This window comes from Bradyrhizobium sp. SZCCT0153 (assembly GCF_018129995.1).
Lineage (GTDB): Bacteria > Pseudomonadota > Alphaproteobacteria > Rhizobiales > Xanthobacteraceae > Bradyrhizobium > Bradyrhizobium japonicum_G.
In genome coordinates this window covers 35,601-50,062 of sequence record NZ_JAFCKS010000014.1, presented here as the reverse complement: position 1 = coordinate 50,062, position 14,462 = coordinate 35,601, and the positions used below count along the sequence as shown (strand labels likewise).

General features: G+C 64.6%; 19 protein-coding genes. 11 read left to right on the top strand and 8 right to left on the bottom strand.

What is annotated here, in order from left to right:
* Positions 1-52 precede the first annotated feature (52 nt).
* Positions 53-352, top strand: coding sequence for a copper-binding protein (locus JQ572_RS33355; RefSeq protein ID WP_211387080.1), 300 nt, complete (start codon positions 53-55; stop codon positions 350-352).
* A 160-nt stretch (positions 353-512) separates the two neighbouring features.
* Here JQ572_RS33355 and JQ572_RS33350 read toward each other — a convergent pair whose 3' ends face one another.
* The gene (locus JQ572_RS33350; protein ID WP_211387079.1) at positions 513-1,115 is read right to left on the bottom strand and encodes a PQQ-dependent catabolism-associated CXXCW motif protein; all 603 of its coding nucleotides are present in this window, start codon (positions 1,113-1,115) and stop codon (positions 513-515) included.
* The gene (locus JQ572_RS33345) at positions 1,112-1,993 is read right to left on the bottom strand and encodes a substrate-binding domain-containing protein (RefSeq protein ID WP_211387078.1); all 882 of its coding nucleotides are present in this window, start codon (positions 1,991-1,993) and stop codon (positions 1,112-1,114) included. The genes JQ572_RS33350 and JQ572_RS33345 overlap by 4 nt, the downstream gene beginning before the upstream one ends.
* Before the next feature lie 127 nt (positions 1,994-2,120).
* Between JQ572_RS33345 and JQ572_RS33340 the strand changes: the two genes are divergently transcribed.
* Positions 2,121-3,047: a quinoprotein relay system zinc metallohydrolase 2 gene (locus tag JQ572_RS33340; protein WP_211387077.1), complete on the top strand. Its 927-nt coding sequence runs from the start codon at positions 2,121-2,123 to the stop codon at positions 3,045-3,047.
* A gap of 53 nt (positions 3,048-3,100) precedes the next feature.
* Positions 3,101-3,919, top strand: a complete 819-nt coding sequence (locus tag JQ572_RS33335; protein WP_211387076.1) for a quinoprotein dehydrogenase-associated SoxYZ-like carrier — start codon at positions 3,101-3,103, stop codon at positions 3,917-3,919.
* A gap of 20 nt (positions 3,920-3,939) precedes the next feature.
* On the opposite strand, the gene JQ572_RS33330 is transcribed toward JQ572_RS33335, so the two are convergent.
* Together JQ572_RS33330 and JQ572_RS33325 are read right to left on the bottom strand one after the other, a co-directional pair.
* The gene (locus JQ572_RS33330) at positions 3,940-4,947 is read right to left on the bottom strand and encodes a transporter (protein WP_211387075.1); all 1,008 of its coding nucleotides are present in this window, start codon (positions 4,945-4,947) and stop codon (positions 3,940-3,942) included.
* Positions 4,948-5,039: 92 nt separating this feature from the next.
* Positions 5,040-5,399, bottom strand: coding sequence for a hypothetical protein (locus JQ572_RS33325; RefSeq protein WP_211387074.1), 360 nt, complete (start codon positions 5,397-5,399; stop codon positions 5,040-5,042).
* Positions 5,400-5,486: 87 nt separating this feature from the next.
* Between JQ572_RS33325 and JQ572_RS33320 the strand changes: the two genes are divergently transcribed.
* Genes JQ572_RS33320 through JQ572_RS33300 form a run of 5 tightly spaced genes read left to right on the top strand, consistent with a single transcriptional unit; the run spans position 5,487 to position 9,153 of the window.
* On the top strand, positions 5,487-6,467 hold the full coding sequence (locus JQ572_RS33320; protein ID WP_211387073.1) for an ABC transporter substrate-binding protein: 981 nt from the start codon (positions 5,487-5,489) through the stop codon (positions 6,465-6,467).
* Between the two features lies 1 nt (position 6,468).
* Positions 6,469-7,206 carry an ABC transporter permease gene (locus JQ572_RS33315; RefSeq protein WP_211387072.1) on the top strand — a complete coding sequence of 246 codons (738 nt, stop codon included), beginning with the start codon at positions 6,469-6,471 and terminating at the stop codon, positions 7,204-7,206.
* Positions 7,196-7,936 (top strand): ABC transporter ATP-binding protein, encoded by a 741-nt coding sequence (locus JQ572_RS33310; RefSeq protein ID WP_211387071.1) that lies wholly within the window; start codon positions 7,196-7,198, stop codon positions 7,934-7,936. The genes JQ572_RS33315 and JQ572_RS33310 overlap by 11 nt, the downstream gene beginning before the upstream one ends.
* A 48-nt stretch (positions 7,937-7,984) precedes the next feature.
* Complete coding sequence (locus JQ572_RS33305) at positions 7,985-8,779, top strand: pentapeptide repeat-containing protein (protein ID WP_211387070.1); 795 nt, start codon at positions 7,985-7,987, stop codon at positions 8,777-8,779.
* A gap of 26 nt (positions 8,780-8,805) precedes the next feature.
* Entirely contained in the window at positions 8,806-9,153 is a 348-nt protein-coding gene (locus JQ572_RS33300; protein ID WP_211387069.1) for a hypothetical protein, read from the top strand.
* Between the two features lie 129 nt (positions 9,154-9,282).
* On the opposite strand, the gene JQ572_RS33295 is transcribed toward JQ572_RS33300, so the two are convergent.
* From JQ572_RS33295 to JQ572_RS33280, 4 genes are all read right to left on the bottom strand, one after another.
* On the bottom strand, positions 9,283-9,492 hold the full coding sequence (locus JQ572_RS33295) for a hypothetical protein (protein ID WP_211387068.1): 210 nt from the start codon (positions 9,490-9,492) through the stop codon (positions 9,283-9,285).
* Positions 9,493-9,599: 107 nt separating this feature from the next.
* A complete protein-coding gene (locus JQ572_RS33290) occupies positions 9,600-10,505 on the bottom strand; it encodes a hypothetical protein (protein ID WP_211387067.1) in 906 nt (301 codons plus the stop codon).
* A 24-nt stretch (positions 10,506-10,529) separates the two neighbouring features.
* Entirely contained in the window at positions 10,530-10,610 is an 81-nt protein-coding gene (gene pqqA / locus JQ572_RS33285) for a pyrroloquinoline quinone precursor peptide PqqA (protein WP_035663753.1), read from the bottom strand.
* Positions 10,611-10,780: 170 nt separating this feature from the next.
* A complete protein-coding gene (locus JQ572_RS33280; RefSeq protein WP_211387066.1) occupies positions 10,781-11,173 on the bottom strand; it encodes a lanmodulin LanM in 393 nt (130 codons plus the stop codon).
* A gap of 330 nt (positions 11,174-11,503) precedes the next feature.
* Here JQ572_RS33280 and JQ572_RS33275 point away from each other — a divergent pair, with 330 nt between their 5' ends.
* From JQ572_RS33275 to JQ572_RS33265, 3 genes are read left to right on the top strand one after another with little or no spacing between them, the layout of a single operon-like run.
* Positions 11,504-13,168 (top strand): methanol/ethanol family PQQ-dependent dehydrogenase, encoded by a 1,665-nt coding sequence (locus JQ572_RS33275; protein WP_211387065.1) that lies wholly within the window; start codon positions 11,504-11,506, stop codon positions 13,166-13,168.
* Positions 13,169-13,178: 10 nt separating this feature from the next.
* The gene (locus tag JQ572_RS33270; protein ID WP_211387064.1) at positions 13,179-13,535 is read left to right on the top strand and encodes a c-type cytochrome; all 357 of its coding nucleotides are present in this window, start codon (positions 13,179-13,181) and stop codon (positions 13,533-13,535) included.
* Positions 13,532-14,458 carry a substrate-binding periplasmic protein gene (locus tag JQ572_RS33265; RefSeq protein ID WP_211387063.1) on the top strand — a complete coding sequence of 309 codons (927 nt, stop codon included), beginning with the start codon at positions 13,532-13,534 and terminating at the stop codon, positions 14,456-14,458. The genes JQ572_RS33270 and JQ572_RS33265 overlap by 4 nt, the downstream gene beginning before the upstream one ends.
* The last annotated feature ends 4 nt before the right edge of the window (positions 14,459-14,462 follow it).

Below are 14,462 nucleotides of genomic sequence, written 5' to 3'. Positions count from 1 at the left end.
AATCGATCTAGGATGTCTTGTCGATGGTAATCCAAGGCATCGGGAGGCCTCGATGGGAACCACTAGATTCATCCTCGCGGGCGCGGCAGTCGTCGGCATGCTCGCCACCAGCGCTTTCGCCGACGACATGACCGGAATGGTCACCAGGATCGATCGGCTCAACAGCACGATCTCGATCCAGCAGACCCAGAAGGGCACGGTCGGAGGCAGCGCAGGCGGTGCCGGCACGCTCCAAGAGTACAAGGCCAAGGACGCCGCGATGCTCGATGCCGTGCATGCCGGCGACAGGGTGAGCTACTCTGCGACCGACACGAGCGGTACGGGCACGCTGACGAAGCTGCAGAAGCAGTAGGCCGGGGTCTTTGCGGCCATCCTTCGAGACGCCCGCTTTGGCGGGTTCCTCAGCATGAGGTCTGGCTTCGTCGTGAGATGTTGAATCGTCATCGTGAGGAGACCGCGAAGCGGTCGTCTCGAACCACGAGGCCACCGCTACAGCACGCGATTTAGGTCGACTACTGCTCCGGCCGCGGCTCCGGCTGCGCCTCGTCGGTCGGAAGCTTGGCGCGTTCCCAGCCGTCGGTGCCGTCGGGGTACCAGGCGACGTTGGAATAGCCGTACGCCAACGCGCGCTTGGCGGCATTCCAGGACATCCAGCAGTCGGCCAGGCAATAGATCACGAGCAGCGCGGCCTTGTCGCCGCGCGAGGCGCGTGCGAGGCCGCGCTGGAAATAGTCGTCCATGGCGGGCGGCAGCGTGCCGTAGCCGGTGTCGGGCAGCCAGATGCTGTCCGGGATGTTCTTGCGCGGTGCATCGCGCCAGACGGTCCCCGCAGGAAGGTTCTTCGGCTTCGGCGGACGCGGCAGCACGTCGACGAAGGCGCCGCTCTTGGCGCGCCAGATCGCCTCGGCTTCCGACGTCGACAGCACCCGCGCACGCTCCAGCGTCGCCGGCACCGGCGCGCGGTAATTGTCGGCGCGATAACCCTCGGGCTCGAACGGCTCCTGCTGCTGCGCCAAACTCTGCTGCGCCACGTGCTGCTGCGCAAAGTGCTGCTGCGCAAAGCCGGGCGCCGCCAGGACGGCGGCAACCAGCGCAGCGGCAAGCTGTCGCCTCATGGCGTCTTCTTGGCCGTCTCCGCGCCGAGCGGCCGATCGCTCTCGTCGAGCAGCGGGACTCCGAAGTCGAGCAGGATCTTGTTGATCTCGCCCTGGTTCTCCTGGATCAGCTTGTTGAGCTGCCGCTTCCAGTTCTGGTCGGCGGGACGCACGCCCATGCCGATGCGATAGACCAGCTTCGGCCCGGTGGTCTCCTTCACCAGCGGCGTGACGTGCAGCGAGCCGGCCTTCTTGGCATAGAATCCCGCCATCGGTCCCCACAGCACACCGGCGTCGATCTTGCCGGCCGTGAGATCGTCGATCATCGCCTGCGCCGAATTGTCGTAGCGGGTGTCGATCATCAGCGGATAGGGTTTTGCATCAGCCATCAGGCCGGCAATCGCCATGTTGGTTGCGGGCGGCGTGCCCGCGACGATGCCGACATGCTTGCCCTTCAGTCTCGGATCTTCGAGCTTGTCGACATCCTCGAGTCCGCTGCCGGATTTCGCGACCAGCGCATAGGTCGTGCGGTAATAGGGATTGGTACCCTGCACGATGTCATCGCCTTGCGGAAAGCCCATGATCACGTCGCAGCGATGCGCGCCCAGCGTCATTCGCACGAAGCCCGTCGCCTGCGGGAAGAAGACATAGTCGAGCTTCTTCTGGAGCTTGTCCGCGAACAGTTCCGCAAGCTTGTTCTCGAATCCCTCGCCCTTCTCGTTCGAGAACGGCAGGTTGCGCGGATCGGCGCAGACGCGCAGCACCTTGGGATCGACCAGTTCGAAAGAAAGGTCGCCGGTTTCGCTGGTCTGCGCGACGGCGACGTCGCCGAACGCGCAGGAAGCAACCAGGATACTCAGTGAAAACAACCAGCGACGATGTCGTCCGGCCTCCGTCATCGCGCTTCCTCCTCGTTTTGATTGAATGTTATCCATGCAACGCACGACGCGCCATGTTTGCCAACTTCGTGCTGGCTTTGCTTTGCTGCAGTGCAATACGGCAAACTCTTTGAACTGAGGCGGAAAAGTGTCTCGCATCGCGCCAATGATCGCAGCCTTGTCCCTGCTGGGGACAGTGACGCTAGCACGCACTGAAGCGGCCGAATTGCCTGTGAGCGAAGTCGCGCCCGGAATCTTCGTACACTCCGGGGCCATCGCCCTGATGACGCGCGAGAACGAGGGCGACATCGCCAATGTCGGTTTCATTGTCGGCGCGGATGCGGTGGCCGTCATCGATACCGGCGGCAGCCTTCGCGAGGGCGAGGCGCTGCTCGCGGCTGTGCGGGCCCGCACCAGCAAGCCGATCCGCTACGTCATCAACACCCACGGTCATCCCGACCATGTCTTCGGCAACGCGGCCTTCGCCACCGGGGACACGCGCTTCGTCGGCCATAGCAGGCTGCCGCAGGCGCTAGCGACGCGCGGTCCCTATTATCTCGATAATTTCAGACGCATCATGGGCGACGAATTGATCTCACCTGTGAGGATCGTGCCGCCCACCCTGCTCGTGCAGGACACGCTGACGCTCGACCTCGGTTCGCGCCGACTCACCTTGCGGGCCTGGCCGGCGGGACACAGCGACAATGACCTGACCGTGTTCGACGAGACGAGCAGAACATTGTTTGCCGGCGACCTCGTCTTCCTCCGCCACATTCCGGTGATGGACGGCAGCATCCGCGGCTGGCTCGGCACCCTCAGGGAACTCGAGACCATTCCGGCGCAGCGCGTCGTTCCAGGTCACGGGCCCGTGAGCGAATGGCCTGCAGCGCTGACCGATGAACGGCGTTATCTGATGGCGCTGCTGGCGGACGTCCGGGCCTCGAACAGGAAGGGCGAAACGCTGCGGACCGCAGCTGACAAGGCGGCCGCGTCGGAACGGTCGCAATGGCAGCTGTTCGACGACTACAACGCCCGCAACGCAACCGCAGCATTCTCGGAAATTGAATGGGAGTAGCAGGCGCGCTACGCTATGTTCGAAGACTGCTTCGTCCGCGCGGGACCATGACCATGACCGGATGCACACGTCGCCTGCCCCTGATCGCCCTCCTCCTCGGCATCGGCTTCGCCGTGCCGGCGCTGGCCGAAGAGGCTGACGATCCCTGGCCGGGCCTGGTGCAGGACATCTTCAACAATCGTCCGATGAATGACGGCAACAACGTCATCGGCATCGAGATGCCGTACCGCGCCGAGGACGCGGCGATCGTGCCGGTGACCCTGCGCAGCAAGCTCTCGCCTGGCGATGCGCGCCGCATCCGTTCGATCACGCTGGTGATCGACCGCAACCCCGCGCCGATGGCGGCGAAGTTCGAGCTGGGGCCTGACGCCAACGTCAGCGAAATTTCGACGCGCGTGCGCGTCAACAACTACACCGACGTGCATGCGGTGGCCGAACTCAGCGATGGCCAGCTCTACGTCTCGAAAGTATACGTGAAGGCCTCCGGCGGCTGCTCGGCGCCGGCGGGAAAGAATATCGAGGAAGCCAGGAACCGGCTCGGCCAGATGCGCTACCGACAGTTTGCGCGCGGCGACGCACCGGCGAGCCGTATCCGCGAAGCGCAAATCATGATCGGCCATCCCAACAATTCCGGGCTGCAGATGGACCAGGTCACGCAGCTCTACATTCCCGCATTCTTCGTCAACCAGCTCAAGCTGACGCAGGACGACAGCCCCGTGCTGTCGATGGAAGGCGGCATCTCGATCTCGGAAGATCCCAATCTGCGCTTCACCTACGTCTCCAACGGCGCCAAGCGCTTTCGCGCGGAGGCCAAGGATACCGATGGGCATTTGTTCCGGAACGAGTGGGATGTGGAGAAGCCGGGGACGTGAAGGGCGTTCATCATCCTCCTTCAATATCCCTCGCCCCAACGATACTGCCATGCGATACCAACAGCCGTCAGTTCGCTTCCCGTGCGACTGGTCATGCCGGTACTGGCAGAGAGCTTGATAGAGTTCTGTCGATCGATCGGCAACGCGACCGTCAAGCCGGCTCGCGAGATCGCCTGCTCGTTGTCGCTTTTGACGCCGTTGAGGGTCGTGCGGCCGCCCGCGAAATACAGTCCGTCCAGCGCCATCCATATGCCGGACTGGAACGTATAGATGAGATGTCCCTGCACGGCATAGATCGGAGCTTGCGAGAACGTCTTGCCGCCGAAGAAGTCGGTGTTGTCGCTGAAGAAGGTCACGCTGGGGGAGAGTTCGACCGTCCATGGTCCCCATGCCTTTGAAATCCCGAGCTCGGGCCGGAACGACCAGCGATTGCCGCCGAGGTTCAGCAGCTTTGTGCTGTCATACTGCCCGAAGGGCGCGGAGACCTGCAGGCTTACTCCCACGATCAGATCCTGGTGATAGCTGGCGAAGTCCTTCGCCGAGAGCGCGGGTGCCCCAAACAGATTGACCGAGACACGAAATCGCGGATCGCCCAGGCCGGACATCTCTCGCTCGCGTGGCTCGCCGTTTACGAGCCCATGCGCGGCGAATGACGATATCGGCACGATCACGTCGAATTTGGCCGACTGGCCAGCGAGTTCAAAGGACCGAACATAGGCCGCCACGCCGGTGTCTGAGCGGAACGTGGCGTCTGCGATCGCGGTACTGGGATCGAACGCGAGCTTGCCTTGAGCGTAAACGTAGCCCGAGATCAGGAAATTCAATCCAACAGGCGTATTCGAATACGATCGCGGCTCGGCCTCCTGTGCGCTCGCATTCGAGACCGCCGACAATGCGGCGATCATTCCCAATGCCGGGCCAAGCGGGAGCCGTCTTGCGAGACGCGCTTGAGGCGCATCGGCATTTGCATCGACGATGACGGGCGCATCATCAACCGCCCGGTGCACTCCAACGCCATGCCGGTCCATCGGGATATCCTACCAAGCAAGCCCGTCGGATCATATCATCGAAGCTCCACCGGTGACCCTGGCTAGAGGAAGCGAAAGCAGCGCGGCAAGCGTCAAAAACACCTCACCTCGGCTTCCGCCTGCGCGCGCCTCAGGTCATTAACTGCGGAATTCGCCTGCTCTGACGTGCGGAACTGGACGCCGAGATTGCCGCGGACCTGGGACATGCTGAGCGCGGTCTCGGCGGTAACGTAGCGCTCATAGGGCACAATCGAGGCCACCACGTCGATCGAGCAGGAACATTGCTCGATCGCCTGCCGGCTCTCGCCATTGGCCTTCATGCAGCCATAGACGTATTCGGCGCGCGCCGACGTCGGAAAATCATTGGCCTCCTCGGCTCGCGCCGCGAGCGCGGTCGCCGCCAGCACCGTCAATGCGGCGACAATCGGTCGTAGCTGTCCGGCCAGGTTCATGAGCGTCCTCCCGCTGGTTGCGACCAAAGCTATGCTATGCGTATTGTGCTGAAAAGCACTCTATCAGAGGAAACGGCTCACAAGGTGATGAGAGTACTTGGTCGATCATTGGCGCTTGCGGCGACGCTGGTGCTGACATTAGCCGGACCCGGCCGCGCCGCGGATACCATCCGTCTCGCGGTGCAGAAGACCGGAACATTCTCCTGGGAGCTGGCCGCGATCCGCGCCGGTGGCCTCGACAAGGAGGCCGAGCTGTCGCTCGAAGTCACCGAGCTTGCGAGCCCCGAGGCCGGCAAGATCGCGCTGCGCGCCGGCAGCGCCGACATCATCCTGTCCGACTGGCTGTGGGTATCGCGCGAGCGCGCGCTCGGCGCCAAGCTCACGTTCTATCCCTATTCCAGCGCGCTCGGCGCGGTGATGGTACAGGCATCCTCGCCGATCAAGTCGCTCGCCGACTTGAAGGGCCGCAAGCTCGCCGTCGGCGGTGGTCCCATCGACAAGAGCTGGCTGCTGCTCCAGGCGCGCCTGAAGCAGGGCGGCATCGACCTGAAGTCGGAAGCGACCATTGTCTATGGCGCACCGCCCCTGATCGCGGCCAAGGCGCTCGATGGCGAGATGGATGCGAGCCTCAACTTCTGGAATTTCTGCGCCCAGCTCGAAGCCAAGGGTTTCCGCCGCCTGACCGGCATCGAAGACATCCTGCCGAAGCTCGGCGCCAAGGGTGCGGTCTCCGCGGTCGGCTATGTCTTCGACGAAAGCTGGGCCGCGAGCCATCGCGACGCCGTGGCGCGCTTCATCGCAATGACCCGCAAGGCCAAGCAGCTGCTGGTGACTTCGGATATGGCCTGGGACAAGATCGCCCCGCTCACCGGCACGACCGATCCGGTCCTGCTCAAGGTCTATCGCGACCGCTATCGCGACGGCATTCCGCGCCGGAGCATCGACGACGAGGAAAAGGACGCGCGCGTGCTCTACCATGTGCTGGCCGAGACCGGCGGCCGCGATCTGGTTGGGCCGGCGGCCGAGCTCGATCCCGGCACGTTCTATCACGCAGTCCCCGGAGATTGAGGTGCTGCGTCTTCTGTCATTTGCACTGTTTCTCGCGATCTGGTGGATTGCCGCGCTGTTCGTCGGCGGCGCAAAGCTGCCCTCTCCGCCTGCCGTGCTCCAGGTGATGATCGCGGAAGCATCGAGCGGCGCCCTGTTCCTGCATCTCGGCGCCACGCTCGCCCGTGTCATTCTCGCCTTCGTGCTGGCGATGTCGCTCGGCAGCGCGATCGGCTATCTGATGGGACGGGTCAAGCTCGCGGACCGCCTCGGCGATCCCTGGCTGATCCTGTTGCTCAACCTGCCCGCATTGGTCGTGATCGTGCTGGCCTATATCTGGGCCGGGCTCACCGAGGCCGCCGCGATCGCGGCGATCGCCATCAACAAGCTGCCGACAGCCATCGTCACCCTGCGTGAGGGCACGCGCGCGCTCGACCGTTCACTCGACGAGATGGCGAGCGTGTTCGCGATGCCGCGCTGGCGCGCGTTCCGCCACGTCGTGCTGCCGCAGCTGGCGCCCTATATCGCAGCCTCGGCCCGCTCCGGATTGTCGCTGGTGTGGAAGATCGTGCTGGTCGCCGAACTGCTGGGCCGGCCGAACGGCGTCGGCTTCGAGATCGGAATCGCCTTCCAGTTGTTCGACACGCCGCGGCTGCTGGCCTATTCCCTGACATTCGCCGCCGTCGTGCTCGTGATCGAGATGGCGCTGGTGCAACCGTTCGAAGCCCGCGCAACACGGTGGCGGCCCCGTGCGGCTTGAGGTCGAGATCACAGGCAAGACGTTCAGGAATACCGCGGGCGGAACCCAGGACGTCCTCGCGCCGGTGAAATTCGCGCTTCAGTCCGGCGAGGTCGGCGTGCTGATCGGGCCGTCCGGCTGCGGCAAGAGCACGATGCTGCGCATCATCCTCGGGCTCGACCGCGATTTCGAGGGCCGGGTGTCGCGCCCCGCGGAGGCGCGGATCGGGATGGTGTTCCAGGAGCCGCGGCTGCTGCCATGGCGCTCGGTCGAGCAGAACGTGCGGCTTGCGGCACCCGATGTCACTGACGCAAAGCTTGCCGAGCTGTTCAGGATCCTCGAGCTGGAGCAGCACCGCAGCCACTTCCCCGGCGAACTGTCACTGGGGCTGGCCCGCCGCGTCGCACTCGCCCGCGCCTTTGCGGTCGAGCCGGATATTCTGGTGCTCGACGAGCCCCTGGCCTCGCTCGACGACGCGCTGGCCGGCCGATTGCGCGACGAGATCGCAGCGCTGGTCGCCAGCCGACCCGTCACGACGCTGCTCGTGACGCACAGCCTGGACGATGCGGTGCGCCTCGGCGATCGCCTGTTCTTCCTGTCGCCGCGCCCGGCGCGCATCCTGGCCGAGGTACCCATCGGCATCCCGCGCGAGGCACGCAGCGACGCCGCGATTGCCGCGATCAAGGGCGGGCTTCCGCGGCGAGCCCCGGGTGAACAGGGCGGCGAACGCGCCGGGCGGGATGTCTCATAGGCAGCCGCGCGGCACGTGTGCTAAACAGGCCGATAGCGGAGCCTGACGATGAGACGAACCGTTGCTCTGACGACGCTTGGCTTTGCGCTCGTCGCGACCATGGCGAGCGCCCAGGATATGATGCGTGACGTCGACCTCACCTCACCCGCCATGGTCTCCGCTGAAATGAGCCGACAGGAGGTCGAGGCCGTACTGGCCAAAGCGAGCGCCGGCGCGCCCGCCGACTTCACCGGCACGCGCTTGTCGGGGCTCGATCTCTCGGGGCTCGACCTTTCCAGGGCGGTGCTTCGCACGGCACGGCTCAACAAGACAAAACTCGGCGGCGCCCGTCTTGATCGAGCGATCCTCGATCAGGCGTGGCTTCTCGACGCGGATCTCACGGGCGCGAGCCTGAGGGGCGCCAGCCTGTTCGCCGCGCAGATGGCGCGCGCTCACCTCGACGGCGCTGATCTGACCGGCGCGCGCATCGCAGCCGATCTCAGCGGCGCGAGCCTGGTCGGCGCCTCGATCGCCGACGCGCATCTCGGCGCCGACATGCGCAACCAGTCGATGGGGTTGATGCGCGCCGTGCTCCGATCGGCCAATCTGGAACGGTTGAACGCGCGCAACGCCGACCTGTCGCGCGTCGATCTCGAGTTTGCCTCCCTCAGGGGAGCCGACCTGACCGGGGCGTCGCTCCGGAACGCCCAGCTCGGCGGCGCCGACCTGACCGGGGCGACCGTCATCGACACCGATTTCGAGGGCACCGATCTCACCTCCGCCAGGCTGATTGCACCGATCGGCCTTGACCGCGCCAAAAATTTCGACAAGGCAAAGAACCGCGAGCGCCTGATCAGGCAATAACGGCGTCGCCTTGGGAGGACGATTTGATGCGTTGGGGTCTGGTGTTGATCACGTTGCTGGCGTTTGCCGGCGAAGCCGCCGCGCAGACCAAGGGCAAGGGCATCCGGCTCTGGAATCTCACGACGGAGACGATCTCCGGCTTCCAGCTCTCGCCGGTCGGCAAGACCGAGTGGGGACCGAACCAGTGCCTGAACGACAAGGACAAGGAGGTCGACCACGACGAGCGGCTGCGCATCACCGGCGTCGAGCCCGGCCGCTACGACGCCAAGGTCAGCTATGCCAATGCGCGGCAGTGCATCGTGCGCGACATCGAGGTCAGGGCGGACGCGGTGTTCTCGATCGCCGACAAGGACCTGAAGGACTGCAGCAAGTAGCTGTCCAACCCTCATCCCGAGGAGCCGCGAAGCGGCGTCTCGAAGGATGAAAGGCCCGGCTGCAGCAGTGGGGCCTGCATGGTTCGAGACGCGCGTTCCGCGCTGCTCACCATGAGGGTCTGCTACCTCTCACGCCCTGTCGTTCGGGTGCGGATACTCGCAGCGCCACCGCACCGCCTGCCACTTCGGATGGTCGCCGACCCATTGCGCGATATAGGGCGGCGCGGCCATCGCGCATTGCCGCGGCGACCCCGCAAAGTTGAACACCAGATGCTGCTCCTCGCAGGTCGCAGGCGAGAGCACCGCACACACAGTTACCACCAGGTCGATCGGGCTCATGCCGGGATCCTCTCGCAAGGCCATCAAGGTTAGCACAACAGTTTACGGTCCAGGCCTGTCGGGGTTTCAAACCGGCGTGAGAGAGCCAGGGTCCGGAACTCGCCCTCCTAGAAGTTGACCCCAAATACCAGCCTTGCCTGATGCCGCTCGAAATTGACGAGGTCGAGATTGGCGGCGGACCCGGCCGGACGACCCCAGGCCTGCATGCTCCAGCTCATGGTCAGCCGTGAGCGCTCGGAGAGCTGGAAATAGGCGGTCGGACCGACGAACAGGGCCTGGCCCGAGAACTCGCCGAGGCCGATGCCTTCATATTGCCGGAAGTAGCGCAGCTCGCCGCCGAGCAGCACATCGGGCCGCACGCGGACGAGGCCGGCGAAGGCCGCGCCGATGGTGGAGCTCTTTTCGGACAGTCCCGCCACCTCGAAGCGCGCCCATTCGGGCTGGTAGATCAGGTTGAGCGCGCCGATGGCGAAGTTCGGGATCAGCTCGCGATCGAAGGCGAGCGTAAAGTCGGTGCCGTACATCCGGCCTTTTGCGCCGGAGGTCTCGTCAATGCGGTCGCCGTGGAGCTCGGCGCCGATAGTCAACCCAAACGGCGCGCGCTGGCGATCGAGCAGGCGATAGCGCAGGTCGAGCGAAGCGCCCTGGAAGTTGAACTGGCGGCGGTCGTCGATGTCGGGGACGCCGGCGATGTCGTGCAGCGTGGCGGTGCCGCCGACCTCGACGCGGAAATTCGGCAGCGGCACGACCTCGATCTCGACCTCCTGCGAAAGGGCGCGATAGGTCCCGCCGCCCTTGCCGAAGCGTCCCGTCGTCTGGCTCTGGAATTCACGCTCGCCCGGATTGCCGACGTCGGTGCCGATCATGAAGCCGAAGATGTGCTCGGTATCGAAGCCCTCTTCAGCGCTGACGCATGCCGGTGCAAGTGCGAACGTGCAGGCAGCTATGGTCCAGAAGGTATGGGCTCTCGCGCGCATCCCCGACACTACCACGGCTTCGACGGCGTTTGCCATCGAAGCCGCGGCAGGTCGTCCGTCTTACTTGCGCGAAGCGCAGGCGTACATGTTGATTTCCATGCCGACCGACACTTCCACGATCTTCGGAGCTTTCCAAGCCATTCGGGGTCTCCCAAGGGATCAGCGCGACATCGCGCCGGGCAAAACCTAGGGCTGCGTCTGGCACAGCGCAAGCAGGGAATCGAACTGCCAACACAGCGAACTGTCGCATCGCGCTCGCAAATTTCCCTCTCGGGCAAACCGCCTTCGCTCCCAGTCAAGCGGCGTGCCTCTCACCGCAACAAGCGCAGCAGCGCGCGGCCGGCGCGCGAACTCAGCTCCTTCGCATCCAGCGTTCCATCCTTGTCGGGATTCGCCGCGTTGAAGCGCAGCTCGACGACGGAGAGATATTCGTCGACCGTGAGAGTCCCGTCGCGATCGGGATCGGCGGCGGCGAGTTCTTTCGCCGTCAACCGTCCGCGCAATTCGCGGGCGTCGAGCGTGCCGTCGCGATCGGGATCGAGCCTGGCGAACAGCACGCTGGCGGCCTTCTTCACCTCGGCGAGATCGAGCGTGCCGTCATTGTCGGTATCGAACATTTTTACGGCGTTGCCGGATGCAGACCACGCCGGGCCGGACAGCAGTGCGATCGTGAGTGCAAGCGCAACAGAGCGACGCGATATCATCAAAACCTCCCTGACCAAGAGCTCCGCTTCGAGCCGGACCGAAACGAGATAAGTCCACAAGCAGGCCCCGGTTCAAGTCCGCAATTGCAACCAATGCGCCGCACAACTGCCGGCACCCAATGGCCCGAGCGGGCTGCATTGCCTCATGCGGCGGAATTTTTTCAGCGTCTGCACACAAGTCAGAGTCGACTGTAAGGTATCCGTCAGGTGACCGACATCCGGTGCCCAGCATATCGGCGTCGTAATTACGACTTTCGTATTGACGCGTTTTGCATTCGGGCGGAGTGTTGCTGCCGCAGCGTCAAAAGACGCGCATATTGGGAGGAACGGATGAAACGCCTTGCGATGGCCGCGAGCCTCGTCATGTTTGCACCGATTTGTGCAAATGCACAGACCACCGATCAGCTGGTCAAGGGTGCAACCGATACTTCGAACGTTCTCAACTACGGGATGGGCTACAATCTGCAGCGCTTCTCGACGCTGAACCAGATCAACAAGGATACCGTCAAGAACCTCGTCCCGGTCTGGAACTACTCATTCAACGACGATCGCAGCGAGGAATCCCAGCCGCTGGTGTACCAGGGCGTGATCTACGTGACCTCGCACAACGCGACCATGGCGGTCGACGCCAAGACCGGCAAGCAGATCTGGAAGAGCAAGATCGAATATCCCGCCGAGACCCCGCGCATCGTCTGCTGCGGCATCATCAATCGCGGCGCGGCGCTCTATGACGGCAAGGTCTTCCGCACCACGCTCGACGCCAACGTGATCGCGCTCGACGCCAAGGACGGCAAGGAGCTGTGGCGGCAGAAGGCGGCCGACATCAAGGAAGGCTATTCGATGACGGTGGCCCCGCTGGTCGCCGACGGCGTCGTCATCACCGGCATCTCCGGCGCCGAGTTCGGCACCCGCGGCTTCATCGACGGCTGGGATCCGGCGACGGGCAAGCACCTCTGGCGCACCCATTCGATCCCCTCCCCCGACGAGCCCGGCGGCGACACCTGGAAGGGCGACACCTGGAAGCTCGGTGGCGGCTCGACCTGGATCACGGGCTCCTACGATCCCGAGCTGAATACGGTCTATTGGGGCATCGGCAATCCCGGGCCGTTCAACTCGGCGGTGCGTCCCGGCGACAACCTCTACACCTGCTCCGTGCTGGCGATGGATCCCAAGACCGGCAAGATCAAGTGGCACTACCAGTTCTCGCCGAACAACCCGTTCGACTACGATTCGGTGGCCGAGATGGTCCTCGCCGACATGAATGTCGAGGGCAAGCCGACCAAGGTGCTGATGGATGCCAACCGCAACGGCTTCTTCTACGTGCTCGACCGCACCAACGGAAAGCTGCTCGCGGCCAACCCTTACGTGAAGGTGAATTGGGCGACCGGCATCGACATGAAGACCGGCAAGCCGATCGAGACCGACGTCTCGAAGGACGCACGCGACGGCAAGAAGGTGACGGTCTATCCGTCGATCCTCGGCGGCAAGAACTGGGAGCCGATGTCGTTCAATCCGCAGACCGGCCTTGCCTACGCCAATACGCTCGCCTTCGGCGGCAGGTACAAGACCGAGCCCGTCACCTTCAAGCAGGGTGAATGGTATCTCGGCATGGACCTCACCGACCTCTGGGAATGGGGTGACGGTCCGCGCGGTCACCTGAAGGCGATCGATCCCATGACCGGCAAGGCGAAGTGGGAAGCACCAAGCGATATCCCGCGCTTCTCCGGCGTGCTGTCGACCGCGGGCGGCGTCGTGTTCTCGGGCGCGCTGACCGGCGAGTTCGAGGCCTTCGATGCCGACACCGGCAAGAAGCTCTGGCAGTTCCAGACCGGCTCGGGCATCGAGGGCCAGCCGGTGACATGGCAGCAGGACGGCGTGCAATACGTTGCCGTCACCTCCGGCTATGGCGGCGTCTATTCGCTGTTCTCCGGCGACGAGCGGCTGGCGAAGGTGCCACCCGGCGGCTCGCTGTGGGTCTTTGCGGTCAAGCAATAACCACGGCACGATGCTGAGAAAAGTATCTCACAAGACGGTGGCGATCCTCGCCACCGTCGCGGTGCTGACGGTCGCGCTTGCGGCGACCGCTCGTGCCGCGGATGACGCAACCGCCAATCCCGTGCAGGCACAGATCGACCACGGCAAGTCGACCTATGCTTCGAAATGCTCGCACTGCCACGGCCCCAATATGATGAATTCCGGCACCATCACGCCGGACCTGCGCGCCTTTCCCGACGACAAGACGCGCTTCGTCACCACGGTGAAGAACGGCAAGAACAACAAGATGCCGCCCTGGGCCGACATCCTCAGCGACGATGAGATCGGCGATCTCTGGGCCTTCATCTCGAGCCGGAGGAGGCCATGAGGGCTTGGCTCGCCGCTTGGAGCATTGCCGCGACCCTCGCTGCGGCCACGGTCGCCCGCGCGGCCGACGATCCGCTGACGATCTGTCTCGACGAGGACCGGCCGCCGCTCTCGGTGCATCACAAGGGCAAGCCGGACTCCGGCTTCGACGTGCTGCTGGCGCAGGCGATCGCGGAGCGGATGGGACGGCCGCTCAGGATCCAATGGTTCGAAAGCAAGCTCGATGAGGATTCGAGCCCGCAGCTCGAGGCCAACGCGTTGCTCTCCGACGGGCGCTGCTCGCTGGTCGGCGGCTACGCGCTGACGACCGATTCCCTCGTCAAGCCCGGCATGAAGACGGCACGCCTGCCCGATTTCGCCGGCGCCACGCGCGACGACCGGCGTCGCCGTGTCGCGCTGGGAGTGCTCGCGCCGAGCCAGCCCTATGTTTACTCGCCGATGACGGTGGTGCTCGGGCCGAAGGCGCAGGGCCGCAAGATCGGCGATATCGGCGGCCTTGCGGGGCTTCGCCTCGTCATCGAGAGCGGCTCGCTCGGCGATGCCATCCTGATGACCTTTGACAAGGGACGACTGATCGACGACATCACCCATCTCGTCCCGGGCCGCGACGACCTCCTCGGCGCACTTGCCCGTGGCGACTACGACGCGACGTTGATCGACCTCGGCCGCTTCGATGCCCATCGCGCCGCGCATCCCGACACGGCGATCACCGCGTCCGGCTATTACTATCCGATCGGGGCCAATCGCGGCTATGTCGGGCTCGCCAGCGATCCCGCGTTGATCGACGCCGCCAACAAGGCGCTCACCGGGCTCGCTGCCGAGGGCAGGATCGCCGAATTCGGCAGGCAGGCCGGCCTCACCTATCTGCCGCCGCGCGAGCCCGCGATCCTGGGCGACGTCTGGATGAAGATCATCCAGCGGTGAGAGG